This is a genomic window from Kitasatospora sp. NPDC043950 (genome assembly GCF_056435345.1).
This window is the reverse complement of sequence record NZ_JBWKER010000004.1, coordinates 9,773-31,508: the sequence shown is the minus strand read 5'-3', so window position 1 is coordinate 31,508 and position 21,736 is coordinate 9,773. Positions and strand designations below refer to the sequence as shown.

The following is a 21,736-nucleotide window of genomic DNA, read 5'->3' as shown; positions in this document are numbered from 1 at the left end:
GGTCGTCCTCTCGGCGTGTTCCCCTTGGGTGCTCCGGGGTGGTTGGTGGGGTTGTGCGCCCCCCCCCCCCCCCGGGCCCTCGGCGTTCCGGAGGCATCCCGGTGGCCCTCCCGGCGGGCGCGGAACGTGGCGAAATGTCAGAGTTATGGGGATTTGCGATATAGCTGGAGCCGTACGACGGGAGATGCGCCCCCATGCCTGACACTCCGACCCCCGCCACCATGCACAAGAACCCCGGCCACGCCGCGGCCGCCGGCTCCGCCGCCCACGCGCCGTCCTCGGCCTCCGCCGCGACCGACGCCGGCAAGCCGACAGGCGAGCGCGGCCGCACGGCGCTGGCCGTCGGCGTGGTCGAGAAGATCGCCGGGATGGCCGCCCGCGAGGTCAACGGCATCCACGCCCTCGGCTCTGGCCTCGCCCGCACCTTCGGCGCGATGCGCGACCGGGTGCCGGGCGGCAAGTCCGGCGTCGGGCGCGGCATCAAGGCCGAGGTCGGCGAGAAGCAGACCGCCATCGACATCGCCCTGGTCGTCGAGTACGGCGTGGTCATCCCCGAACTCGCCCGGCAGGTACGGGAGAACATCATCGACGCGGTCGAGCGGATGACCGGCCTGGAAGTCGTCGAGGTCAACATCGCGGTCAACGACGTCCATCTCCCCGACGAGCCGGACGTCGAGGAGGAGGAAGAGGAGACGGTCGTCGCGGGGCAGCGGCCCAAACTCAAGTAGCGAGCCCACGAAGCGCCCGGCGGCGGGCGGCAGCGAGGACGAGGAGTAGCGGATGAACCTGGCCATCGTCGGCCTGGTGGTGGGCATGGCCCTCGGCTTCGCCGGGTACTTCGGCGGTTTCGCGGCGTTCCTGCTGGTCGCCGCGCTCGGGCTGGTCGGCTTCGTGGCCGGCCGCCTGCTGGAGGGAGACATCGAGCTGGGCGACCTCGGCGACCTGCTCCGCGGCCGCGACCGGCGCCGTTGATGACGGCTCCCACCACCAGTGCCCGCCGCGAACCCGCGGCCCGGGGCCGACTCCGGATCGCCGACCGCGTCTACGCCCGCATCGCCGCCCGCGCCGCCCGCGAGGCCCTCGCCGACGCCTGGACCGGCCGCACCGTCAAGGGCGCACCGCCCGCCGTCTCGGTGGCCGTGCCCGGCAGCACCGTGACCGTCCGGGTCGCCGTCGCACTGCCCTTCCCCGCCGACCTCGCGGCGCTCGCCCGGGCCGTCCGCGAACGCGTCGCCGCGCAGGTCGCCGGGTTCACCGGGACCAGGGTGTCCGAGGTGGTCGTCGTCGTGGAGCGGCTGGTGACCGGGGGAGTGTCATGAGTGCGGGGGGCGAACCGGTGCCCGGCGAGGAGGCGACGGCGGCCGGGGACGGGCCCCCGCCGGAGAAGGTGCGGCGGCCGCGGGCGCCGCGGGCCGTCGTCGCGGCGCTCGTCGCCACCGTGCTGCTGGTGCTCGCGGGCGCGCTGCTGTACGACGTGGTCGCCGTCCGCGCCGGGTACCCGACCCGCCGGTGGCGCGCCCGGATCGCCGACGAACTGGCCACCCGTCACCTCGACGACCTGTGGGTGCTGGTGGGTGCCGGCACCGCCGTCCTCCTCGGCGGGGTGCTGCTCTGGCTGGCCCTCGCCCCCGGTCTCGGCCGCTGGCTCCCGCTGCGCCCGCACGGCGACACCGGCGCCGCCATCGACCGGGCCGGCATCGGGCACCTGCTCGCCGACCGCGCCGCCGGACTCCAGGGCATCGACGAGCTGCGGATCCGGATCAGCCGCCGGCGCGTCCGGGTCACCCTCATCGGGGCGGCGGACCCGGTGTCGGTCCAGTGCCAACTGCGGGACGAGCTGGCGCGGGTGACGCTGGCCCGGCCGCTGCGCCTCGACGTGCGGGCGGGGCCCGGGGTGGGGGCGGCGGGATGAGGCGGACGGGTGTCAACCGGCTGCTGCTGGGGGTGGTCGGGGCGGTGCTGCTGGCCGTCGGCGTGCTGGTGCTGGCCGGCGGGCTCGACCTGTACCGCCGGCTCGGCGCCGACCCGCCGGGCTGGTGGCCGCTCACCTCCCCGGACCAGCCGGTGCTCAGTGCCCGCTCGCGCACCCGCTGGGCGGATTCGACCTGGTGGTGGCCCACCGTCATCGGCGGGCTGGCCGTGGTGATCGCGGGCACCGCCTGGTGGCTGGTGGCGCAGTTGCGGCGCAGCGGCCCGGCCGGCCTCGTCGTGCCGACGCCAGGTGCCACCGGACTCCGGCTGTGGGTCCGCACCCGGGCGCTGGAAGAGGCGCTGGAGAACGGGACGGCCACGCTCCCCGAAGTCGAGCGCGCGGGCGTACGCCTGGTGCGCGCACCTGGGCACCCGCGGTTGCGGGGCGCTGTCCGGCTCACCCCCGGTGGCGATCCGGCGGCCCTGGTGGAGCACTTCGACACCGGCCCGCGAACCGACGCCCGGACCAGCCTGGGCCTCCCGGAACTCCCCGCCGACCTGCGGATCCGGGTCCTCCAGGCCGCCCGGCCCGAGTCGCGACGGCGCCGAGGGCGGCGCAGGCCCCCGCGGGTGGAGTGAACCGGGGGCGGGCGGAGTCGGACGCCCGCCCCCGTGTGCGTTCTAGAGGGGGCGCAGGGCGCCGCCGTCGACGGGGATCATCACACCGGTCAGGTAGGAGGCGGCGGGGGAGAGCAGGAAGGCCGCGACCTTGCCGAACTCCTCGGGGGTGCCGTAGCGGCCGAGCGGGATGGTCGCGGCGGCCTGGGCGCGGGCGCCGTCCGGGTCGCCGCCCAGGGAGTCCAGCTCGCGCACCCGGTCGGTGTCGATCCGGGCCGGGAGCAGGCCCACCACCCGGATGCCGCGCGGGCCGAGCTCGTCGGCGAGGGACTTGGCGGCCATCGCCAGCCCCGGGCGCAGGCCGTTGGAGATGCCCAGGCCGGGGATCGGCTGGCGCACCGAACCGGAGAGCACGAAGCCGATCACGCCGCCCTCGCCGAGGGCTGCGGCGGCGGCGCGGGCGAGCCGCAGCGCGCCGAGGAAGACCGACTCGAACGCGTCGCGCCAGGCCTCCTCGGGGGCGGTGGCCACCGGGCCGGCCTGGGGGCCGCCGACGCTGATCAGCACGCCGTCGAGCCGGCCGAAGTGCCCGGTCGCCTCGGCGATCAGCCGTTCGGCGGTCGCCGGGTCGGCGTTGTCGGCGGCCAGGCCGTGGGCCGTCCCGGCGCCGCCGATGGCGTCCAGCTCGGCGACGGCGGCGGCCACGGACTCCTTGCCGCGCCCGCTGACCAGCACCCGGGCACCGTCGGCGGCCAGCTCCCGGGCGGCGGCGAAGCCGAGGCCCCGGGTGGCGCCGGTGGCCACGTACACCTTGTCCTTCAGTCCAAGATCCATGGGGCCATCCTGCCGGGTGGCGGGCGCGAGGGGGAGGGCTGGGGGCGGGTGGCGGGGTGGCGTGGCGCCGGGGGCGGTGGAGGGGGCCGGGGTGAGGTGGGGCCGGGGGCGGGCTGGCGTTGACGTCCGGGTCAAGGTCTACCGTCGGTCCCGGCGGCGTGCGGAGGCGGGCCGGGAGAGCGGGTGCGGGGATGCGGATCGGGGAGCTGGCGGAGCGGGCGGGGACGACCACCCGGGCGCTGCGGTACTACGAGCAGCTCGGCCTGCTGCCGGCCCGCCGGGCGGGCAACGGCTACCGGGCGTACGACGAGGAGGACCTGCGGCTGCTGCGGCAGATCCGGACGCTGCAGGACTTCGGGTTCGGCCTGGAGGAGACCCGTCCGTTCGTGGAGTGCCTCCAGGCGGGCCACCCCGAGGGCGACTCCTGCCCGGCCTCGCTGGAGGTGTACCGGCGCAAGCTCGCCGAACTGGACGAGTGCATCGCCCGGCTCCAGGACGTCCGGGCCCGGGTGGCCGGGCAGTTCGACCGGGCGGTACGGGCCCGGGACGGGCTGGCGGCCGAGCCCTCCGGACAGCCGCCGCGCTGTGAACTGGCGAACGAATGGGCGAAGGAGTAGACGATGGTGCAGATCCCAGGGGTGCCCGCGGTGACGGACGACACGTTCGCCGCGGAGGTGCTGGCGGCCGAAGGTCCGGTGCTGGTGGACTTCACGGCGGACTGGTGCCCGCCGTGCCGGATGATGGCGCCGGTGCTGGCGGACGTCGCCCGCGAGGAGGCGCACCGGCTGCGGGTGGTCAGCGTGGACGTGGACCGCAATCCGCGCACCCAGGCCGCGTACGGGGTGCTGTCGATGCCGACGCTGATGGTGTTCCGCGGCGGCGAGCCGGTGCGCTCGGTGGTCGGAGCCCGGGCCAAGGCGCGGCTGCTGCGCGAGCTGGAGGACGTGCTGTAGGCGGTTCCCCGGGGCGTTTGCGGGGCCGTCCTTCCGGGCCGGGGCCTCAGGCCGCCGGTACGGCCTCGACCGGCACCTCGGCCTCGGCGGCCTGCTTGGCCCGGTCCTTGGCCTCGCGGCGGGCCAGCACCCCGACCCCGACCGGGATCATCGCGGTGAACAGCCACCACTGGATCGCGTACGCCATGTGCGGGCCGATGTCGGAGTGGTTGGGCTCGGGGATCAGCTCGGGCTGGTCGGCGGGGGCCGGGGTGGTGGCGGTGAGCTCCAGGTAGCCGCCGAGCACGGTGGTGACGCCGGTCTCCTTGGCCTGCTGCTCGGTGTTGATCAGGTTGAACTGCCGGTCGGGCAGGCCGGCGCGGTCCTTGATACCGCTGCTGCCCGTGGTCTCGTCGGCGCGCATCCGACCGGTGAGGGAGACCTCGCCGGTCGGGGCGGCCGGGACCGTCGGGTAGGCGGTGGCGCCGCCGTCGCCGGCCACCCAGCCGCGGTTGACCAGGATGCTGCCCCTGCCGTCGGAGAGCTTGAGCGGGGTGATGACGAAGTAGCCGATCGTGTCCCCGCTGGAGTCGGTCCGCTTGCGGACGACGAACTCGTGCGCCGTGTCGTACTGCCCGGTGGCCGTCACCGGGTGCCAGATGAGGTCCTTGGGCACCGTGAAGCCGGGGGTCGACGACACCGTGTCGAACGGCACCGGGGCGACGGTGAGGGCCTTGCCGATCAGGTCGTTCCGGGCCACCCGCGCCTCGTGGCGGTGCAGCTGCCAGAAGCCCAGCTCGATCGTCGCGGGGATCAGCAGCAGCGCGATCAGCATGGTGATCAGCCACTGGCGGGTCAGCAGAAAACGGTACACATGGGCACGGTACGCCGACCTCACATCCGGCTCACGCACCGGGGTGCGGCGCGACTTCGCGGAGCAGTTGGAGGAAGGCGTCCTCGCCGACCACCGGCGTGCCGACCTCGCGGGCCCGGCGGGCCTTGCCGCTCCAGCTGTTCGGCTCGTTGGTGACCAGCAGGCTGGTGAGCCGGCTCACCGAGGTGGCGATGTGCAGGCCGGCCTCGGCGGCGCGGTCCTCCAGCAGCTCCCGGTCGGTGGCGGTGTCGCCGGTGAAGGCCACCCGCATGCCCTGCACCAGCGGCTTGCCGTCCTCCCAGCGTCCGGGGTTGGGGTACGGGCAGGGCGGGCGCTTCTTGGCCTGGCGGTAGGCGGCGCCGGTCCAGGAGGCGCGGCCGGGCGTGGCGGGCTCGTCCTCGCCGAGGTCGGTGACCGCCACGCAGGCCTGCACCGGCAGCGGGACGCCGCCCTGGCGCGCCAGGTGCAGGCTGGGGCGGAACGCCTCGGCGAGCACCCGGGCGTCGTCCAGGGCGTTGTGCGCGTGCTGCTGGCGGACGCCGAAGTGGGCGGCGAGCGAGGACAGCTTGCCGTTGGGCAGCGGCAGCCGTAGGTCGCGGGAGAGCACCATGGTGCAGATCCGCTGCTCGACCGGGGCGCGCAGGCCGGCCCGGGAGAACTCGCGCGAGATCATGTTCCAGTCGAAGAGCGCGTTGTGGGCGACCAGGACCCGGCCGTTCAGCCGGTCGGCGAACTCGTCGGCGATCTGCGGGAAGGTCGGGGCGCCCGAGAGCAGCTCCGCCGTGAGGCCGTGGATCCAGACCGGGCCCGGGTCCCGCTGGGGGTTGACCAGGGTGTACCAGTGGTCGGTGACCTCGCCGTCCGGGTCCAGCTGGTAGACGCCCGCCGAGATGACGCGGTCCGAGCGGCCGAGGCCGGTGGTCTCGACGTCGACCACCGCGAAGCCCTCGGCGGGGGCGGCGGTGCGCTGGGCGGGGACCGGGACGGTCCGCGGCGCGCCGTACGTCTCGGGCTGGATCGGTTGCATGGTCCAACAGGATAAGCGCCGCCGGGCCCGTGTCCGGTCGAAATGTTCCGGCCGAGCGACCGGAATAGAGTATTCCGCATAGGCGTCGCCTATCCGGTCGACGCCATCCACCGGCTGTCGACACCCCCCGACGGCCGACTCCGTAAGGACGAACTCCCATGCGCGCCACCGTGATCCACGGCCCCAATGACATCCGGATCGAAGAGGTCCCGGACCCGGTGATCCAGCACCCGACGGACGTCGTGGTGCGGGTGGTGAACGCCTGCATCTGCGGCAGCGACCTGTGGGCGTACCGCGGGGTGGCCCAGCGGGTGGCCGGGCAGCGGATCGGGCACGAGTTCCTGGGCGTGGTCGAGGAGGCGGGCGCCGAGGTGCGCGGCTTCGCGCCGGGCGACCTGGTGGTGGCGCCGTTCGTCTGGTCGGACGGCAGCTGCGACTTCTGCCGGGAGGGCCTGCAGACCTCCTGCCCGCACGGCGGGTTCTGGGGCCAGGTCGGCTCCGACGGCGGCCAGGGCGAGGCGGTGCGGGTGCCGTTCGCGGACGGCACGCTGGTGAAGCTGCCGAAGGAGGCCGCGGGCGACGAGAAGCTGCTGCCGGGGCTGCTGGCGCTGTCCGACGTGATGGCCACCGGGCACCACGCCGCCGTGTCGGCCCGGGTGCGCCCGGGCGTGACGGTCGCCGTGGTCGGCGACGGCGCGGTGGGCCTGTGCGGCGTGCTGGCGGCGCACCGGCTGGGCGCGGACCGCATCATCGCGCTGGGCCGGCACACCGCCCGCACCGACCTGGCCCGGCGCTTCGGCGCGACCGACGTGGTGGCCGAGCGCGGCGAGGCCGCGATCGAGGCGGTCAAGGAGCTGACCGGCGGCCAGGGCGCGCACGCTGTCCTGGAGGCCGTCGGGACCGAGGAGTCGATGCGCACGGCCGTCTCGATCGCCCGGGACGGCGGCGCGGTGGGCTACGTCGGCGTTCCGCACGGCGGCAGTGCGGGCGTCGACATCGGTCAGATGTTCGGCCGAAACGTTTCGCTCAATGGCGGCGTCGCCCCGGCCCGTGCCTACATCCCCGACCTGCTGCCGGACGTCCTCTCCGGGGCCATCGAGCCCGGTCTGGTGTTCGACCGCACGGTGGGCCTGGACGGTGTCCCGGACGGCTACCGGGCAATGGACGACCGCTCGGCGCTGAAGGTCCGGATCGCCTTCTGACGATGCGTCAGAAGGGGCGGTACTGCTGGACGGTGCCGCCCCTTCGGCATGTGGCGGCGGTGTTGTGAAGTGGCGTGAGTGATGGTTTTCGGCCAATTGGATAGTGCGAGAGGGTGAACGACTGGCTGATCGCGGTCAACCCCTTTCGGGGCGGGCGCGACGCTCCTAGCATTGCGCGGCGCGCACACGGATTGTGACGCCCCTCACGTCCGATCGTTCCCCGTGTGCGACCGCTACGCCGAAGGAGTGAGGAGAGACAGAGTGGATTCGCCGCCGATCACCACTACCCCTACGGAAGTCCAACTCATCGATGAGAGCGAGGAGTTCCGTACCCTGAGGCGCTCGTTCCGGAGCTTCGCCTTCCCGGTCACCATCGGCTTCGTGCTCTGGTACCTGCTCTACGTGCTGCTCTCCTGCTACGCGCCCGGCCTGATGGGTGCCAAGGTCGTCGGGCACATCAACGTGGCCCTGGTGCTGGGGCTGCTGCAGTTCGTCACCACCTTCGCCATCGCCGCCTGGTACGCCCGCTACGCCGACCGGCGGATCGACCCGACCGCCGCCGCGATCCGCGAGGCCCACGGCGCCGTCGTCCACGCTCCCCGGGAGTCCGCCGAATGAGCCTGCTCGCCAGCTCCGCCACGGAGCACCGCGGCATCACGATGACCCTCTTCGGGCTGTTCGTGCTGGCCACCCTCGCGATCACCGTCTGGGCCGGGCGGCAGACCAAGGACGCGGCCGACTTCTACGCCGGCGGCCGCGGCTTCACCGGATTCCAGAACGGCCTGGCCATCTCCGGCGACTACATGTCCGCCGCGTCCTTCCTCGGCATCGCCGGCGCCATCGCGCTCTCCGGCTACGACGGCTTCCTCTACTCGATCGGCTTCCTGGTCGCCTGGCTGGTCGCGCTGCTGCTGATCGCCGAACCGCTGCGCAACTCCGGCCGCTTCACCATGGCGGACGTCCTCGCGTTCCGGATGCGCCAGCGCCCGGTGCGCACCGCGGCGGGCGTCTCCACCATCGTGGTGTCGATCTTCTACCTGCTCGCCCAGATGGTCGGCGCCGGGACGCTGGTCGCCCTGCTGCTGGGGGTCAACGGGGACGCCGCCAAGCGCTGGACCATCGTCGCGGTCGGCGCGCTGATGGTCGTCTACGTGGTGATAGGGGGCATGAAGGGCACCACCTGGGTGCAGATCGTCAAGGCCGTGCTGCTGATCGCCGGCACCGCGCTGATGACCGTCCTGGTGCTCGCCAAGTACCACTTCAACCCCTCGGAACTGCTCGGCGCCGCCGCCAGCGCGAGCGGCAAGGGCGCGGCCTTCCTCGAACCGGGGCTGAAGTACGGGGCCAGCGACACCAGCAAACTCGACTTCATCAGCCTCGGGATCGCGCTGGTGCTCGGCACCGCCGGCCTGCCGCACATCCTGGTCCGCTTCTACACCGTGCCCACCGCCAAGGCGGCCCGGAAGTCGGTGCTCTGGGCGATCGGCATCATCGGCGTCTTCTACCTGATGACCCTGGCGCTCGGCTTCGGCGCGGCGGCGCTGGTCGGCCCCAAGGCGATCAAGGCGGCCAACGCCTCCGGCAACACGGCGGCCCCGCAGCTGGCCGAGGTGCTCGGCGGAGGCGCCGGCACCACCGGCGGCGCGATCCTGCTCGCGGTGATCTCCGCCGTCGCCTTCGCCACCATCCTGGCCGTGGTCGCCGGACTCACCCTGGCGTCCTCCGCCTCCTTCGCACACGACCTGTACGCCAACGTGATCCGGCGCGGCAAGGCCACCGAGAAGCAGGAGGTGCTCTCGGCGAAGTGGGCCGCCGTCGCGATCGGCGCGGTGGCCATCGTGCTCAGCCTCTTCGCGGGCAAGCTCAACACCGCCGCCCTGGTCGCCCTGGCCTTCGCGGTGGCCGCCTCGGCGAACCTGCCCACCCTGCTCTACTCGCTGTTCTGGAAGCGCTTCACCACCTCCGGCGCGGTCAGCTCGGTCTACGCCGGCCTGATCAGCTCGGTCGTGCTGGTGGTCTTCTCCCCGGTGGTCTCCGGCGCGAAGACCTCGCTGTTCCCGGACACCGACTTCCACTGGTTCCCGCTGGAGAACCCGGGCCTGGTCTCCATCCCGATCGGCTTCCTGGCCGGGTGGATCGCCACCCTGCTCTCCAAGGACCGACCCGACCCGGCGAAGTACGCTGAACTGGAGGTCCGGGCGCTGACCGGGCTGGGCGCCCACTGACCGGGCGCCCACTCACCGACCGGCGATGACTATGCTGGCCCGGCCCGCCGTGACGGTGGCCGGGCCAGCCGCATTCTCGGGAAGGGACGCACGTGCTGCTCGACACCTTCGGACGCCAGGCCGTCGACCTGCGGGTATCTCTGACCGACCGGTGCAACCTCCGCTGCACCTACTGCATGCCGGAAGAGGGCCTGCGCTGGCTGGCCAAGCCCGAGCTGCTGACCGACGAGGAGATCGTCCGGCTGGTCACCCTCGCGGTGCGCGAGCTGGGCGTCCGGGAGGTCCGCTTCACCGGCGGCGAGCCGCTGCTGCGCCCCGGCCTGGTCGCCATCGTCGCCGCCTGCTCGGGGCTGGAGCCGCGCCCCGAGCTGTCCCTCACCACCAACGGCATCGGGCTGGCCCGTACCGCGAGGGCGCTGCGCGATGCCGGGCTCGACCGGGTCAACGTCTCGCTGGACACCCTCGACCCCGAGGTGTTCCACACCCTCACCCGCCGCCACCGCCACCAGGACGTGCTGGCCGGGCTGGCCGCCGCCGAGGCCGCCGGGCTGACGCCGGTCAAGCTGAACGCGGTGCTGATGCGCGGGGTCAACGGCCACGAGGCTCCCGACCTGCTGGCCTGGTGCCTGGAGCACGGCTACGAGCTGCGCTTCATCGAGCAGATGCCGCTGGACGCCCAGCACGGCTGGGACCGCTCCGCGATGGTCACCGCCGAGGAGATCCTCGACCTGCTCGGTGCGCGGTTCACGCTCACCCCGGAGCCGTCCGCCCGCCGGGGCGCGGCGCCCGCCGAACGCTGGCTGGTGGACGGCGGCCCGGCCCGGGTCGGCGTGATCGCCTCCGTCACCCGCCCGTTCTGCCGGGCCTGCGACCGGACCCGGCTGACCGCCGACGGGCAGGTGCGCAACTGCCTGTTCGCGACCGGGGAGACCGACCTGCGCACCGCCCTGCGCTCGGGCGCGGACGACGCCGAGCTGGGCGCGCTGTGGCGGGCGGCGATGTGGGGCAAGAAGGCCGGGGCCGGGATCGACGACCCGGAGTTCCACCAGCCCGAGCGGCCGATGTCGGCGATCGGCGGCTAGCGGGTCCCGCGAGGTCAGGGCGACTCGGCCGACTCGGACGACCCGGACGGCTAGGACGTCTCCGGGGTCCAGTCGGCGAAGGCGACGACCTCCTTGAGGAAGCCGCGCACGCCGAGGAACTGGGACAGGTGCTCGCGGTGCTCGTCGCAGGCGAGCCAGGTCTTGCGGCGGTCCGGGGTGTGCAGCTTGGGGTTGTTCCACACCAGCACCCAACGGGCGTCCGCCCGGCAGCCCTTGGCGGAGCAGATCGGCGTCTGCGGGGTGTCCATCGGGCCGTCCTCAGCGCTAGGCGGGTGGTCTGCACCGCCAGTGTTTCACGCGCTCCGCGCGGCCCGGAGGGAGCCCGCCCGGATCCGGGCATGGCGACGCCGGGCAGCCACGGGGGGAGCCGCCCGGCGTCGGTCCGTCGCTCCGACGGGGGATGCGGAGCGCGTACGCAGTATGTCACGCCAGGGGCCTCGGTTGGGGAGGTCTTGCATGATTAATCTGAGCTTCTTCTGAGCTTTCTTCGAGCCGGATTTTCTCGAAACGTCTCGAAACGGACGGTCAGTTCGGGCCCTGTGAAGGATCGGTGGCAGCGGTCTTTGCCCCGCCTGTACCGGGGGCCCCGTCCGCCCCACCCCTCCCACCCGTCCCACCGGGACCGAGCATCAGCGGGGTGTCCAGCGGGATGTCGAAGGTGCTCGGCAGCCCCGGCGCCCGCTCCCGGCCCGCGTTGGCGATCAGGACGGCGAAGTACGGCAGCAGTACGGCGCCGGCCAGCGCCGCGAACGCCAGCCACCGCTGGACGTCCCACAGCACCACGGCGAGCAGCACGCAGACCGTCCGGAGCAGCATCGAGACCACGTAGCGGCGCTGCCGCCCGCGGACGTCCTCGGTGAGGCTGCTCCGCGCTCCCGTGATCCGGTGGACCTGTCCACCGTCGGCGCTCTTGCCCATGTCCTACCGCCCTCGTCCACGCTCCCGCGCGACTCGCCGCGCGGCCTCCTCACGGTACGCCTGGGCAGCGGGGACGACGAGACCGGGTGGGGCGGACCCACCCGGTCGGGTGTGCGAGGGGACTGTCCGGCCGATCGGGACGGCCGATCGGGACGGCCGATCGGGGCGGGTCATCGGAACGGGTAGTCGGAACGGCGGGGCGAGGGGCCTCACGACCGCCGGGAGAGGAACTGCGGCGGGACGGCGTCGGTGAGCCAGACGCCGTTGTCGCTGATCCGGAACTCGTGGCCGGCCGCCGCCATCGCGGCCGCGTTCACGGTGAGCACCACCGGGCGGCCGTGCCGGGCGCCGACCCGCACCGCGGTCTCGGTGTCCGCGGACAGGTGGACGTCCTGCCTGGCCATCGGGCGCAGGCCCTCCCGGAAGATCGACGCCAGGTGGCGGTCGGCGGTGCCGTGGTAGAGCACCGGGGGCGGCACGGTGGCGGCCAGGCCGAGGTCGACCGCCACCGTGTGGCCCTGGTTGGCGCGGATCGAGAGACCGTCCGCGGAGTAGCCGAAGCGGCGCTTGTTGTTGGTCGCCACCACGTGGTCCAGATCGGCCCTGGTCAGCCGGTTGCCCTTGGCCGCGAGGGCGGTGAGGAGCACGTCGATCCGGATCCAGCCGGACTCGTCCAGCGTGACGCCCACCCGCTCCGGCTCGTGCCGCAGGATGCGCGACAGCATCTTGCTCGTCTTGACCAGCCGCTTCTCGTCCATCATGTCTCTCGTATCCCCCCGTTGGTCAGTGGCTATGAGGCCTGGCTGACCGAACTCATGTTGAAGTCCGCGACACGCACGGGTGGCATCGCGGTGCGGGTGAAGTAGTCGCTCCACTCGCGGGGCAGGCAGCGCTCGGTGCGGCCCGCCTCGGTGATCCGGTCCAGCAGGTCCACCGGGGACTCGTTGAACCGGAAGTTGTTGACCGCGCCGACGACTTCGCCGTTCTCGACCAGGTAGACGCCGTCCCGGGTCAGGCCGGTGAGCAGCATCGTCGCCGGGTCCACCTCGCGGATGTACCAGAGGCAGGTGAGCAGCAGGCCGCGCTCGGTGCGGGCGATCATCTCGTCCAAGGTCGGCGCGCTGTCCTGGTCGGCCGTCTCCAGCACCAGGTTGTCGCCGAACGGGCGCAGCGGCAGGCCGGTGAGGCCGGCGGAGTGGCGGCTGGTGACCAGGTCGGTCAGCACGCCCTCGCGGATCCACTCGGTGGCGTCGATCGGCAGGCCGTTGTCGAAGACCGAGATGTCCCCGCCGGTCGAGTGCGCGAGGACGAACGGCGCCGACTCCAGGCCGGGTTCGGCCGGGTCCGTGCGCAGCGTGAGCGGCAGCCCGGCGAGCTTGTCGCCGATCCGGGTGCCGCCGCCGGGCTTGGAGAAGACGGTGCGGCCCTCGTGGGCGTCGCGGCCGACGGCGGACCAGGCGAGGCAGAGCATCAGGTCGGCGACGGCCGAGGGCGGCAGCAGCGTCTCGTACCGGCCGGCGGGCAGGTCCACCTTGCGGGCGCCCCAGCCGAGGCGCTTGGTCAGCTCGGTGTGCAGGGCGGTGACGTCCACGTCGGAGAAGTCCCGGGTGGCGGCGCCGGCCCAGGCGGAGCCGGACAGGTCGGTGGTCTTGGCGTTGATCTCGACCATGCCGGTCGGCTGGTCGTGGCGCAGCCGCAGGCCGGTGGAGGTGCCCAGGTAGCTGCTGACCACCTCGTGCCGGGCGAAGCCGTACAGCAGTTCGCCCTGCGCGGCGGCCCGGGCGAAGGCCTCGCCGAGGGCCGGGCCGAAGGCGTCGAACACCGCGATCGAGGTCTCGGCGGGCGGCCGGGTGAAGTCCGGGGAGGACGGCCGGTCGGCCACCAGCGGCTGGGCGTCCTCGGCCGGGCCGGCCGCGCGGGCGGCCTCCTCGGCGGCGCGGACCAGGCCCTCCACCTCGTCCGGGGTGACGGCCTCGCGGGAGACCACGCCGGAGGCGGTGCCGTCGGCCCCGGCCACGGTGGCGATCACGGTGAGGCGGCGGCCGCGGGTGACGCCGTTGGTGGTCAGCGAGTTGCCGGCCCAGCGCAGGTTGGCGGTGGACTCCTCGTCGGCGATCACCACGCAGCCGTCGGCGCGGGCGAGGCCGAGTGCCAGCTCGACCAGTTCGTGGGGCTGCATCGCGGTCATCAGTGACCCGCCTCCTGCTGGGTGTTGAGCACGTTGACGTTGCGGAACAGCGCCGACGGGCAGCCGTGGCTGACCGCCGCGATCTGGCCGGGCTGCGCCTTGCCGCAGTTGAAGGCGCCGCCGAGGACGTAGGTCTGCGGGCCGCCGACCGCCGTCATCGAGCCCCAGAAGTCGGTGGTGGTCGCCTGGTAGGCGAAGTCCTTGACCTGGCCGGCGAGTTCGCCGTTCCTGATGGCGTAGGCGCGCTGGCCGGTGAACTGGAAGTTGTAGCGCTGCATGTCGATCGACCAGGAGCGGTCGCCGACGATGTACAGGCCGTTCTCCACCCCGGCGAACAGGCCCTCGGTGTCCGGGCCGTCGGCGGCGGGCTGGAGCGAGACGTTGGCCATCCGCTGCACCGGCACGTGCGCCGGGGAGTCCGCGAAGGCACAGCCGTTGGAACGCTCGAAGCCCTTCAGCTCGGCCATGCCGCGGTCGAGTTGGTACCCGACCAGGGTGCCGTCCTTGACCAGGTCCCAGGACTGGGTGGCGACGCCCTCGTCGTCGTAGCCGATCGTGGACAGGCCGTGCTCGGCGGTGCGGTCGCCGGTGACGTGCATCAGCTCGGAGCCGTACCTGAGCGAGCCGAGCTGGTCGAAGGTGGCGAAGGAGGTGCCGGCGTAGGCGGCCTCGTAGCCGAGGGCGCGGTCCAGCTCGGTGGCGTGGCCGATCGACTCGTGGATGGTCAGCCAGAGGTTGGACGGGTCGATGACCAGGTCGTAGCGGCCGGCCCGGACGCTCGGCGCCTTCATCTTCTCGGCCAGCAGGGTGGGCAGTTCGGCGAGTTCGGCGTCCCAGTCCCAGCCCGTTGCGGGCAGGCCCCGGCCGTCGGGGGACGGCCCCCGGACCCCCGTGAGGTACTCGAAGCCACGCCCGACCGGCGGGGCCAGCGTGCGCATCGAGTCGAAGGCCCCGGTGCGCTCGTCCACCGAGGTGGCCTCCAGCGTGGGGTGCAGCCGGATCCGCTGCTGGGTGGTGACGGTGCCCGCGGTGTCCGCGTAGAACTTGTTCTCCTGGACGGTCAGCAGGCTCGCCTGGACGTGCGAGACGCCCTCGGCGGCCAGCAGCCGCGAACTCCACTCGGCGAGCAGCGCGGTCTTCTCCGCGTCCGGCACCTCGAAAGGGTTCACCTCGTACGAGGAGACCCAGGTGACGTCCCGGTACACCGGCTCGTCGGCCAGCTCGACCCGCTCGGCGGAGCCGGCGGCCCGGCTGATCCCGCCGGACAGGCGGGCCACCGCGACGGCCTGCTCGGCGACCCGCGCCGCCGCGTCGGTGGTGAGGTCCACCCCGGCGGCGAAGCCCCAGGCGCCGTCCAGCAGCACCCGGACGGCGAAGCCGAGTTGCACGCTGTCGGAGGTGCCGGCCGGGCGGGCGTCGCGCAGCCGCCAGGAGGCGCTGCGGACCCGCTCCAGACGGAAGTCGGCGTGGGCGGCGCCGAGTTCGCGCGCCCGGGTGAGGGCGGCGTCGGCGAGGGTGCGCAGCGGGAAGGCGAGGAACAGCGGGTCGACGGCGCGCCCGTGCGGGGCGCCGACGCTGTCGGCCGGAGGGATCGGAGGCAATCGTGCTCCCTGGTCGCGGAGGGTGGCGGTGCGGCGCCGCACAGGGGCGCCCGCACCGCATCATGGCCGGTCCAGGGGGTTTCGGCCAGCGCATTTCGGCCGGTGCGCCGCCGTGGTGGCCGGTCGGTCAGCCGACGATCTCCCACCAGCCGTCCAGCTCCGGCGGGTTGTCCACGTCGACCCGCTCGCCGGGGCGCGGCACGGCCAGCGGGACGGCCTGCGCCTTGGCCTCGACCAGCAGTCGCTCGATCGGCTCGGCCCACGGGTGCAGGCCCAGGTTGAAGGTGCACCAGTGCACCGGCACCAGCAGGCCCGCCTGGAGGTCGCGGTGGGCGCGCACGGCGTCCTCGGGGGTCATGTGGATGTCGGCCCAGGCGGCGTCGTAGGCGCCGATCTGCACCAGCGCGGCGTCGAAGGGGCCGTGGCGGTCGCCGATCCGGGCGTAGCCCTCGAAGTAGCCGGAGTCACCGGTGTAGAAGACCTTGCGGTCGGGGCCGGCGATCACCCAGGAGCCCCACAGGGTGGTGTTGCGGGTCAGGCCGCGGCCGGAGAAGTGGTGCGCCGAGGTGAGGGTGAGCACCAGGTCGCCGAGGGTGCAGGTCTCGTCCCAGTCCAGTTCGATGATGCGGTGCTCCGGGACGCCCCAGCGGCGCAGGTGGCCGCCGATGCCCAGCGGCACCGCGAACGGCGCGGACTGGCTGCGCACCAGGCGCTTGACCGTCGCCATGTCCAGGTGGTCGTAGTGGTCGTGCGAGATCAGCACGGCGTCGACCTGCGGCAGCTCCTCCAGTTCCACCGGCACCGGGTGCAGCCGCTTGGGGCCGACGTGCGCGGCGGGGGAGCAGCGCTCGCTCCAGATCGGGTCGAGCAGCACCCGGGAGCCCTCGATCTCCACCAGCGCGGAGGCGTGCCCGTACCAGGTGATCGCCACGCCCTCGGCGGCCGGGCCGGGGCCGCCGGCGGGGCGGACGGTCGGCACGGGGTGGGCGGGGACGCGGCCCTCGCGGTCGAACAGCATCCGGCGGATGGTGCCGCGGTCGATGTCCGGGGCGGTGGTGGCCCGGGCCAGGGTGGAGGGGGCGTTGTGGAAGACGCCGTCGCGGTACTGCGGCGAGTCGCGCACCCGCTCCTCGTGCTCGCCGTCCGGCCGTCGGCCGAACGCCGCCGGCAGGTCGCGCAGCGACCAGGCGGCCGCTCCCAGGCCGGCCGCGAGGGCGGTCAGGGCCAGCAGCCGTCCGTTTCGGTGGGTGCTCCTGGGCCGTGCCTTGGTCATGCGCCCTGCCTTCGTTCCTCGCGGGACCCTTCGGGGATCGGTACGGCCGGTCCCGGGTCGGCCCGCACCACGGGGGCAACGGGTGCGCGGGGCCGTGTTGTTCCCGTACGGCGGCGTCGGCTCGGCTCCGGCGGTGGTTCGGTCAGGGCGGCTGAGCAGGTGCGGGGCGCTGCGGGTACGGATTGTCGGATTGCGACAGTTCCTCCGGTGCGGCGCTGTGGGAGCCCGATGCGCCGACACCGCCGACCGCCCGATAGCGTCACACTGCGTACGCGTTCCGACGTACGTCCGCACACACGGAGAGAGGTGGATCGTTGAGCCGCTCGGTTCTCGTCACCGGAGGAAACCGGGGCATCGGCCTCGCGATCGCCCAGGCCTTCGCCGAGGCGGGTGACAAGGTCGCCATCACCAGCCGCTCGGGCGAGGTGCCCGAGGCCCTGGAGAAGTACGACGTCCTCGCGGTGCGCTGCGACATCACGGACGCCGCGCAGGTCGACGCCGCCTTCACCGAGATCGAGGAGAAGCACGGCGCGGTCCAGGTGCTGGTCGCCAACGCGGGCATCACCAACGACACCCTGCTGCTGCGCATGTCCGAGGAGGACTTCACCTCCGTCCTGGACACCAACCTGACCGGCGCCTTCCGGGTGGTCAAGCGCGCCTCGAAGCTGATGATGCGGGCCCGCAAGGGCCGCGTCGTGCTGATCTCGTCCGTGGTGGGCCTGTCCGGTTCGCCGGGCCAGTCGAACTACGCCGCGTCCAAGGCGGGCCTGGTCGGCTTCGCCCGGTCGCTGGCGCGTGAGCTGGGCCCGCGCAACATCACCGTCAACGTGGTCGCCCCCGGCTTCGTCGACACCGACATGACCGCTGTGCTCAGCGACGAGCGCCGCGCGGAGATCGTCTCGGGCGTGCCGCTGGGCCGCTACGCGTCGCCCGCCGAGGTCGCGTCCACCGTGCGGTTCCTCGGTTCGGACGAGGCCGCGTACATCACCGGAGCCGTCATTCCCGTCGACGGCGGATTGGGCATGGGTCACTGAGCATGACTGGAATCCTTGAGGGCAAGCGCATCCTGATCACGGGTGTGCTGATGGAGTCCTCCATCGCCTTCCACGCCGCCAAGCTGGCCCAGGAGCAGGGTGCGGAGATCATCCTCACCGCGTTCCCGCGCCCGAGCCTGACCGAGCGGATCGCCAAGAAGCTGCCGAAGCCGGTCACCGTGCTGCCGCTGGACGTCTCCAGCGAGGAGGAGCTGGCGGGCATCGCCGACACGGTCCGCGAGCACCTGCCGACCCTGGACGGCATCGTCCACTCGATCGGCTTCGCCCCGCAGGACGCCCTGGGCGGCAACTTCCTGGACACCCCGTGGGAGTCCGTGGCCACCGCGATGAACGTCTCGGCCTTCTCGCTGAAGTCGCTGACCATGGCGCTGCTGCCGCTGATGCAGGACGGCGGCTCGGTCGTCGGCCTCACCTTCGACGCGCAGTTCGCCTGGCCGCAGTACGACTGGATGGGCCCGGCCAAGGCCGCCCTGGAGTCGACCAACCGCTACCTGGCGCGCTACCTGGGCGAGCGGGACATCCGCTGCAACCTGATCTCGGCCGGCCCGCTCGGCTCGATGGCCGCCAAGTCCATCCCGGGCTTCGGCGACCTCGCGGACACCTGGAACCACCGTTCCCCGCTGAAGTGGGACCTGACCGACCCGGAGCCGGCCGGCCGCGGCATCGTCGCGCTGCTCTCGGACTGGTTCCCGAAGACCACCGGCGAGATCATCCACGTCGACGGCGGGCTGCACGCCATCGGCGCCTGACCGCTTCGCCGCACACCGCTGCCCGGCACCCTCGTGGGGGGTGCCGGGCAGCGGCGTTCCAGGGCGTTCGGGGGCGCCTCAGGCGTCGGCGGGGGTGCACGCGCCGATGGCGCGGCCGGCCTCGACGGAGGCGCGCTGGGCGTCGCCGGCCCGGATGGCGTCGAGGATGGTGGCGTGGCCGATGTAGCGCTCGGCGATCAGCTCGGGGCCGACGTCGTGCCGCAGGTGGGCGCGGGTGACCTCGCCGAGGTCGGCGTAGACGGCGGCCAGCACGTCGTTGTGGGCGGCGGCGACGACGGCCTGGTGGAACGCGGCGTCGGCCTGGATGAAGTCCTCGGCGTCGCCGGAGTGCCAGGCGCTCTCGCGGCGGCCCAGCGCGGCGTCCAGCAGGCCGAGGTCGCGGTCGGTGCGGCGGGCCGCGGCGAGGCCGGCCGCAGAGGTCTCCAGGGCGGCCCGCAGCTCGGCGACCTGCGCCTGGTCGGCGTCGGCGAAGCGGCGGTGCATGACCCCGGCCAGCTCGCTGGTGGCGAGCACGTAGGTGCCGGAGCCCTGGCGGATGTCGAGCAGCCCGTTGTGGGCGAGGGCGCGGACGGCCTCGCGGACGGTGTTGCGGGCGACGCCGAGCTGTTCGACGAGTGCGGCCTCGGTGGGGATGCGTGAGCCGACGGGCCACTCTCCGGAGGTGATCTGGGCGCGCAGCTGCGCGATCACCTGGTCGGACAGCGGGGTGCGCCTCGGCGAGGACAGCGCCACGGGTACTCCTTGCGGCTACGGTTCGATGGACGGGGCCGGCGGGTGGGAGGGCCGGCGTCCGGTGGGGGAGCGGGTCGGCACATCATGCCAATTCGAAGGTGCGCCAATTCATCCCATCATTCTATGATGGTGCCCATGCCTCCCGCAGCAGACACCACCGCCTCCCCACGAACCGAGGCCCGGCCGCAGACCGAGCGGCCCTCCACGCCCTCCTCCGGCAAGTACCTGGGCTGGCTGTTCGCCATCGCGATCGCCGCCGCCGCCTTCAACCTGCGCCCCGTGGTCACCAGCCTCGGGCCGGTGCTCGACCAGGTCCGCGCCGACCTCGGGATGAACCCGACGCTCGCCGGGCTGCTCACCGCCGTCCCGTCGCTCTGCTTCGGCCTGTTCGGCTTCGCCGCGCCCTCGATGGCCCGGCGGATCGGCCCGATCGCCGTGATCACCGCCGGCATGGGCGCGATCACCCTGGGCGTGCTCTCCCGCTCCTTCGCCGGCGGCACCGCGGTGTTCCTGCTGCTGACGGCGCTCGCGCTGGCCGGTGTGGCGGTCTCCAACGTGCTGATCCCGGTGGTGATCAAGCGCTACTTCCCGGACAAGGTCGGTCCGATGATCGGCCTGTACTCGATGGCGCTGTCGGCCGGCACCGCGCTGGCCGCCGCCGTCACCGTGCCGATGACCAGCGCGCTCGGCGGCGACTGGCGCTACGGCCTGGGCGTCTGGGCCGGTCTCGCCGCGCTGGCCCTGCTGCTCTGGCTCCCGGTGCTGCTGACCAAGCGCGAGCGCGGCGAGCGCGCGGGCGGGGCGGCCGCCGCCAGGCTGCCGATCACCCGCAGCCGGACGGCCTGGGCGATGGCCTGCTTCTTCGGCCTCCAGGCCACCGGCGCCTACGTGGTGATGGGCTGGCTGCCGAAGATCTTCCAGGACGCCGGCGTCGACAAGGGCACCTCCGGGGTGCTGCTCGCGGTGACCATGGTGATCGGCGTGCCGGTCTCCTTCGTGCTGCCCAACCTGGCCGCCCGCCGCGGCGACCAGCGGCTGTTCGTCGTCGTGCTGGCCGCCTGCGGCATCGCCGGGTACGCCGGGCTGGCGCTGGCCCCGGCCGGCGCGTCGTGGCTCTGGGCGGTCCTGGTGGGCCTGTCCAACTGCGCCTTCCCGCTGGTGCTGACGATGATCGGGCTGCGCGCCCGCACCGCCGGCGGGGTCGCCCAGCTCTCCGCCTTCGCCCAGGGCGTCGGCTACCTGATCTCCATCCCCGGCCCGATCCTGATCGGCCGGATCTACCAGATGACCGGCGAGTGGTACGGCCCGCTGGGCTTCCTGGCGCTGCTGCTGGTGCCGCAGATGCTGTTCGGCCTGCGGGCCGCGATGGCCCGGCACATCGAGGACGAAGCGGTCCACCCCGTGGCGCAGGTCAAGGCCTGACCAAGGGACGGCCAACCCCGAGGGGTCGGTGACCGACGGGCGTGTTCGGGGTGGAAGAATCCCGGACATGCCCGTTCTCGATCCCAACCCGACCGACGGCCGCAAGCAGCTCGGCCAGATCGCCCTGGCGATCGCCGGCATCGTGGTGCTGGTGGCGATCATCGCCTCCGTCGCCGCCGCCATAGGCTGATCCGGTCCATCCCCCCCCGCGTAGCACCGCCGTTCACCGGCCACCCCCGTTTATCGGAAGGCCGGACGAACGGCGGATGATGACACCCGCCACCCCTGCGAGTGGCGGCATCCGGGAGCACCGCGCCCCGGAGCGGCTTTTCTGCCAAGCTTGCTGGGTATGAGCGCCGACACGTCCCGCAGGATCATCGTTCTCCGCCATGCCAAGGCCGACTGGCCCAACGGCGTGGACGACCACGAGCGGCCGCTGGCCGACCGGGGCCGTCACCAGGCCCCGGACGCCGGCCGCTGGCTGGTCGACTCCGGCATCAACCCCGAGTACGTGCTCTGCTCCACCGCGCTGCGCACCCGCGAGACGTGGAAGCTGGCGGCGCACGAGCTGCCGAAGCGGGCCCGCAAGACCGTGTACGAGGACCGCATCTACGAGGCCAGCCCCGGCGAGATCATCGCCGTCCTCCAGGAGACCCCGGAGGAGTACGCGGACGTGGTGCTGGTCGGGCACAACCCCGGCGTGCTGGGCCTGACCCAGGTGCTGGCCGGGGACGCGGGCGACCGGGACGCGCTGGAGCGGCTGCGGCTCGGCGGCTTCCCGACGGCGGCGATCGCGGTGCTCAGCTTCAGCGGCTCGTGGAAGGGCGTCGAGCCGGGCGCGGCCGCGCTGGTCTCGTACTACACGCCGCAGGACTGACCCGGTACGGAGCTCCGAGTTCCGTACGGGCTCCGGGGTTCCGGGCTTCGATGACGACGAGGGGGGGGGGGGGGGGGGGGGGGGGGGGGGGGTGGGGGTGGGTGTGGGTGTCTTGGTTTTGTTTGTGTTTTTCCTCTGCGCTCTCCCTCTCCTCTCCCCCCCCCCCCGCCCCCC

Annotated in this window: 26 protein-coding genes; 16 read left to right on the top strand and 10 right to left on the bottom strand. The window is 73.3% G+C overall.

Annotated features, from left to right (window positions below):
- Nucleotides 1–221: 221 nt before the first annotated feature.
- Genes AC07BF_RS03715 through AC07BF_RS03695 form a run of 5 tightly spaced genes read left to right on the top strand, consistent with a single transcriptional unit; the run spans nucleotide 222 to nucleotide 2,550 of the window.
- Nucleotides 222–728: an Asp23/Gls24 family envelope stress response protein gene (locus AC07BF_RS03715; protein ID WP_400986588.1), complete on the top strand. Its 507-nt coding sequence runs from the start codon at nucleotides 222–224 to the stop codon at nucleotides 726–728.
- A gap of 52 nt (nucleotides 729–780) precedes the next feature.
- Nucleotides 781–972, top strand: coding sequence for a hypothetical protein (locus tag AC07BF_RS03710; protein ID WP_063349611.1), 192 nt, complete (start codon nucleotides 781–783; stop codon nucleotides 970–972).
- Nucleotides 972–1,319 (top strand): Asp23/Gls24 family envelope stress response protein, encoded by a 348-nt coding sequence (locus AC07BF_RS03705; protein WP_400807583.1) that lies wholly within the window; start codon nucleotides 972–974, stop codon nucleotides 1,317–1,319. Before AC07BF_RS03710 ends, AC07BF_RS03705 begins: the two co-directional genes overlap by 1 nt.
- The gene (locus AC07BF_RS03700) at nucleotides 1,316–1,912 is read left to right on the top strand and encodes a DUF6286 domain-containing protein (protein WP_400807585.1); all 597 of its coding nucleotides are present in this window, start codon (nucleotides 1,316–1,318) and stop codon (nucleotides 1,910–1,912) included. Before AC07BF_RS03705 ends, AC07BF_RS03700 begins: the two co-directional genes overlap by 4 nt.
- The gene (locus AC07BF_RS03695) at nucleotides 1,909–2,550 is read left to right on the top strand and encodes an alkaline shock response membrane anchor protein AmaP (protein ID WP_478332889.1); all 642 of its coding nucleotides are present in this window, start codon (nucleotides 1,909–1,911) and stop codon (nucleotides 2,548–2,550) included. The genes AC07BF_RS03700 and AC07BF_RS03695 overlap by 4 nt, the downstream gene beginning before the upstream one ends.
- Nucleotides 2,551–2,592: 42 nt before the next feature.
- On the opposite strand, the gene AC07BF_RS03690 is transcribed toward AC07BF_RS03695, so the two are convergent.
- A complete protein-coding gene (locus AC07BF_RS03690) occupies nucleotides 2,593–3,363 on the bottom strand; it encodes an SDR family oxidoreductase (RefSeq protein ID WP_363618537.1) in 771 nt (256 codons plus the stop codon).
- A gap of 191 nt (nucleotides 3,364–3,554) precedes the next feature.
- Between AC07BF_RS03690 and AC07BF_RS03685 the strand changes: the two genes are divergently transcribed.
- Both AC07BF_RS03685 and trxA read left to right on the top strand, forming a co-directional pair.
- Entirely contained in the window at nucleotides 3,555–3,980 is a 426-nt protein-coding gene (locus tag AC07BF_RS03685) for a MerR family transcriptional regulator (protein WP_350880255.1), read from the top strand.
- A gap of 3 nt (nucleotides 3,981–3,983) precedes the next feature.
- Nucleotides 3,984–4,316, top strand: coding sequence for a thioredoxin (gene trxA, locus AC07BF_RS03680; protein WP_063349617.1), 333 nt, complete (start codon nucleotides 3,984–3,986; stop codon nucleotides 4,314–4,316).
- Nucleotides 4,317–4,362: 46 nt separating this feature from the next.
- On the opposite strand, the gene AC07BF_RS03675 is transcribed toward trxA, so the two are convergent.
- Together AC07BF_RS03675 and AC07BF_RS03670 are read right to left on the bottom strand one after the other, a co-directional pair.
- Nucleotides 4,363–5,169 carry an SURF1 family cytochrome oxidase biogenesis protein gene (locus AC07BF_RS03675; RefSeq protein ID WP_363627906.1) on the bottom strand — a complete coding sequence of 269 codons (807 nt, stop codon included), beginning with the start codon at nucleotides 5,167–5,169 and terminating at the stop codon, nucleotides 4,363–4,365.
- 31 nt (nucleotides 5,170–5,200) lie between these two features.
- Nucleotides 5,201–6,196 carry a DEDDh family exonuclease gene (locus tag AC07BF_RS03670; protein ID WP_363580645.1) on the bottom strand — a complete coding sequence of 332 codons (996 nt, stop codon included), beginning with the start codon at nucleotides 6,194–6,196 and terminating at the stop codon, nucleotides 5,201–5,203.
- Nucleotides 6,197–6,354: 158 nt separating this feature from the next.
- Here AC07BF_RS03670 and AC07BF_RS03665 point away from each other — a divergent pair, with 158 nt between their 5' ends.
- From AC07BF_RS03665 to moaA, 4 genes are all read left to right on the top strand, one after another.
- A complete protein-coding gene (locus AC07BF_RS03665) occupies nucleotides 6,355–7,398 on the top strand; it encodes a zinc-dependent alcohol dehydrogenase family protein (RefSeq protein WP_363580647.1) in 1,044 nt (347 codons plus the stop codon).
- A gap of 261 nt (nucleotides 7,399–7,659) precedes the next feature.
- Nucleotides 7,660–8,016: a DUF485 domain-containing protein gene (locus tag AC07BF_RS03660; protein WP_063349620.1), complete on the top strand. Its 357-nt coding sequence runs from the start codon at nucleotides 7,660–7,662 to the stop codon at nucleotides 8,014–8,016.
- On the top strand, nucleotides 8,013–9,623 hold the full coding sequence (locus AC07BF_RS03655; RefSeq protein ID WP_478332888.1) for a solute symporter family protein: 1,611 nt from the start codon (nucleotides 8,013–8,015) through the stop codon (nucleotides 9,621–9,623). The genes AC07BF_RS03660 and AC07BF_RS03655 overlap by 4 nt, the downstream gene beginning before the upstream one ends.
- 92 nt (nucleotides 9,624–9,715) lie before the next feature.
- Nucleotides 9,716–10,705: a GTP 3',8-cyclase MoaA gene (gene moaA / locus AC07BF_RS03650; RefSeq protein WP_478332887.1), complete on the top strand. Its 990-nt coding sequence runs from the start codon at nucleotides 9,716–9,718 to the stop codon at nucleotides 10,703–10,705.
- A 50-nt stretch (nucleotides 10,706–10,755) separates the two neighbouring features.
- Here moaA and AC07BF_RS03645 read toward each other — a convergent pair whose 3' ends face one another.
- From AC07BF_RS03645 to AC07BF_RS03620, 6 genes are all read right to left on the bottom strand, one after another.
- Complete coding sequence (locus AC07BF_RS03645) at nucleotides 10,756–10,974, bottom strand: hypothetical protein (RefSeq protein WP_363580651.1); 219 nt, start codon at nucleotides 10,972–10,974, stop codon at nucleotides 10,756–10,758.
- A 277-nt stretch (nucleotides 10,975–11,251) separates the two neighbouring features.
- A complete protein-coding gene (locus AC07BF_RS03640; protein WP_363618529.1) occupies nucleotides 11,252–11,644 on the bottom strand; it encodes a DUF3099 domain-containing protein in 393 nt (130 codons plus the stop codon).
- A gap of 209 nt (nucleotides 11,645–11,853) precedes the next feature.
- Nucleotides 11,854–12,402, bottom strand: a complete 549-nt coding sequence (locus AC07BF_RS03635) for an RNA 2'-phosphotransferase (protein WP_063351459.1) — start codon at nucleotides 12,400–12,402, stop codon at nucleotides 11,854–11,856.
- Nucleotides 12,403–12,434: 32 nt separating this feature from the next.
- A complete protein-coding gene (locus AC07BF_RS03630; protein WP_363627904.1) occupies nucleotides 12,435–13,832 on the bottom strand; it encodes a metallopeptidase TldD-related protein in 1,398 nt (465 codons plus the stop codon).
- Nucleotides 13,832–15,433, bottom strand: coding sequence for a TldD/PmbA family protein (locus AC07BF_RS03625; protein WP_363580657.1), 1,602 nt, complete (start codon nucleotides 15,431–15,433; stop codon nucleotides 13,832–13,834). The genes AC07BF_RS03630 and AC07BF_RS03625 overlap by 1 nt, the downstream gene beginning before the upstream one ends.
- A 127-nt stretch (nucleotides 15,434–15,560) precedes the next feature.
- Nucleotides 15,561–16,706 (bottom strand): MBL fold metallo-hydrolase, encoded by a 1,146-nt coding sequence (locus tag AC07BF_RS03620; RefSeq protein ID WP_363580659.1) that lies wholly within the window; start codon nucleotides 16,704–16,706, stop codon nucleotides 15,561–15,563.
- Nucleotides 16,707–17,020: 314 nt separating this feature from the next.
- On the opposite strand from AC07BF_RS03620, the gene fabG reads away from it, so the two are divergent.
- On the top strand, nucleotides 17,021–17,740 hold the full coding sequence (fabG, locus tag AC07BF_RS03615) for a 3-oxoacyl-[acyl-carrier-protein] reductase (protein ID WP_350887665.1): 720 nt from the start codon (nucleotides 17,021–17,023) through the stop codon (nucleotides 17,738–17,740).
- Between the two features lie 2 nt (nucleotides 17,741–17,742).
- Entirely contained in the window at nucleotides 17,743–18,510 is a 768-nt protein-coding gene (gene fabI, locus AC07BF_RS03610; RefSeq protein ID WP_063349628.1) for an enoyl-ACP reductase FabI, read from the top strand.
- Nucleotides 18,511–18,588: 78 nt separating this feature from the next.
- Here fabI and AC07BF_RS03605 read toward each other — a convergent pair whose 3' ends face one another.
- Nucleotides 18,589–19,263: a FadR/GntR family transcriptional regulator gene (locus tag AC07BF_RS03605; RefSeq protein ID WP_350887659.1), complete on the bottom strand. Its 675-nt coding sequence runs from the start codon at nucleotides 19,261–19,263 to the stop codon at nucleotides 18,589–18,591.
- A 135-nt stretch (nucleotides 19,264–19,398) separates the two neighbouring features.
- Between AC07BF_RS03605 and AC07BF_RS03600 the strand changes: the two genes are divergently transcribed.
- The 3 genes from AC07BF_RS03600 (at nucleotide 19,399) to AC07BF_RS03590 (ending at nucleotide 21,562) form a co-directional block, all read left to right on the top strand.
- The gene (locus tag AC07BF_RS03600) at nucleotides 19,399–20,685 is read left to right on the top strand and encodes a CynX/NimT family MFS transporter (RefSeq protein ID WP_478332886.1); all 1,287 of its coding nucleotides are present in this window, start codon (nucleotides 19,399–19,401) and stop codon (nucleotides 20,683–20,685) included.
- 67 nt (nucleotides 20,686–20,752) lie between these two features.
- Nucleotides 20,753–20,875, top strand: a complete 123-nt coding sequence (locus AC07BF_RS03595; RefSeq protein WP_279634939.1) for an SGM_5486 family transporter-associated protein — start codon at nucleotides 20,753–20,755, stop codon at nucleotides 20,873–20,875.
- A gap of 159 nt (nucleotides 20,876–21,034) precedes the next feature.
- Nucleotides 21,035–21,562: a SixA phosphatase family protein gene (locus AC07BF_RS03590; protein WP_063349631.1), complete on the top strand. Its 528-nt coding sequence runs from the start codon at nucleotides 21,035–21,037 to the stop codon at nucleotides 21,560–21,562.
- The last annotated feature ends 174 nt before the right edge of the window (nucleotides 21,563–21,736 follow it).

Excerpts from the sequence above, each read along its gene's own strand:
- AC07BF_RS03715 (WP_400986588.1), top strand. The coding sequence starts at position 222 with ATGCACAAGAACCCCGGCCACGCCGCGGCCGCCGGCTCCGCCGCCCAC.
- AC07BF_RS03710 (WP_063349611.1), top strand. The coding sequence starts at position 781 with ATGAACCTGGCCATCGTCGGCCTGGTGGTGGGCATGGCCCTCGGCTTC.
- AC07BF_RS03705 (WP_400807583.1), top strand. The coding sequence starts at position 972 with ATGACGGCTCCCACCACCAGTGCCCGCCGCGAACCCGCGGCCCGGGGC.
- AC07BF_RS03700 (WP_400807585.1), top strand. The coding sequence starts at position 1,316 with ATGAGTGCGGGGGGCGAACCGGTGCCCGGCGAGGAGGCGACGGCGGCC.
- AC07BF_RS03695 (WP_478332889.1), top strand. The coding sequence starts at position 1,909 with ATGAGGCGGACGGGTGTCAACCGGCTGCTGCTGGGGGTGGTCGGGGCG.
- AC07BF_RS03690 (WP_363618537.1), bottom strand. The coding sequence starts at position 3,363 with ATGGATCTTGGACTGAAGGACAAGGTGTACGTGGCCACCGGCGCCACC.
- AC07BF_RS03685 (WP_350880255.1), top strand. The coding sequence starts at position 3,555 with ATGCGGATCGGGGAGCTGGCGGAGCGGGCGGGGACGACCACCCGGGCG.
- trxA (WP_063349617.1), top strand. The coding sequence starts at position 3,984 with ATGGTGCAGATCCCAGGGGTGCCCGCGGTGACGGACGACACGTTCGCC.
- AC07BF_RS03670 (WP_363580645.1), bottom strand. The coding sequence starts at position 6,196 with ATGCAACCGATCCAGCCCGAGACGTACGGCGCGCCGCGGACCGTCCCG.
- AC07BF_RS03665 (WP_363580647.1), top strand. The coding sequence starts at position 6,355 with ATGCGCGCCACCGTGATCCACGGCCCCAATGACATCCGGATCGAAGAG.
- AC07BF_RS03655 (WP_478332888.1), top strand. The coding sequence starts at position 8,013 with ATGAGCCTGCTCGCCAGCTCCGCCACGGAGCACCGCGGCATCACGATG.
- AC07BF_RS03645 (WP_363580651.1), bottom strand. The coding sequence starts at position 10,974 with ATGGACACCCCGCAGACGCCGATCTGCTCCGCCAAGGGCTGCCGGGCG.
- AC07BF_RS03640 (WP_363618529.1), bottom strand. The coding sequence starts at position 11,644 with ATGGGCAAGAGCGCCGACGGTGGACAGGTCCACCGGATCACGGGAGCG.
- AC07BF_RS03635 (WP_063351459.1), bottom strand. The coding sequence starts at position 12,402 with ATGGACGAGAAGCGGCTGGTCAAGACGAGCAAGATGCTGTCGCGCATC.
- AC07BF_RS03630 (WP_363627904.1), bottom strand. The coding sequence starts at position 13,832 with ATGACCGCGATGCAGCCCCACGAACTGGTCGAGCTGGCACTCGGCCTC.
- AC07BF_RS03620 (WP_363580659.1), bottom strand. The coding sequence starts at position 16,706 with ATGACCAAGGCACGGCCCAGGAGCACCCACCGAAACGGACGGCTGCTG.
- fabI (WP_063349628.1), top strand. The coding sequence starts at position 17,743 with ATGACTGGAATCCTTGAGGGCAAGCGCATCCTGATCACGGGTGTGCTG.
- AC07BF_RS03600 (WP_478332886.1), top strand. The coding sequence starts at position 19,399 with ATGCCTCCCGCAGCAGACACCACCGCCTCCCCACGAACCGAGGCCCGG.
- AC07BF_RS03595 (WP_279634939.1), top strand. The coding sequence starts at position 20,753 with ATGCCCGTTCTCGATCCCAACCCGACCGACGGCCGCAAGCAGCTCGGC.
- AC07BF_RS03590 (WP_063349631.1), top strand. The coding sequence starts at position 21,035 with ATGAGCGCCGACACGTCCCGCAGGATCATCGTTCTCCGCCATGCCAAG.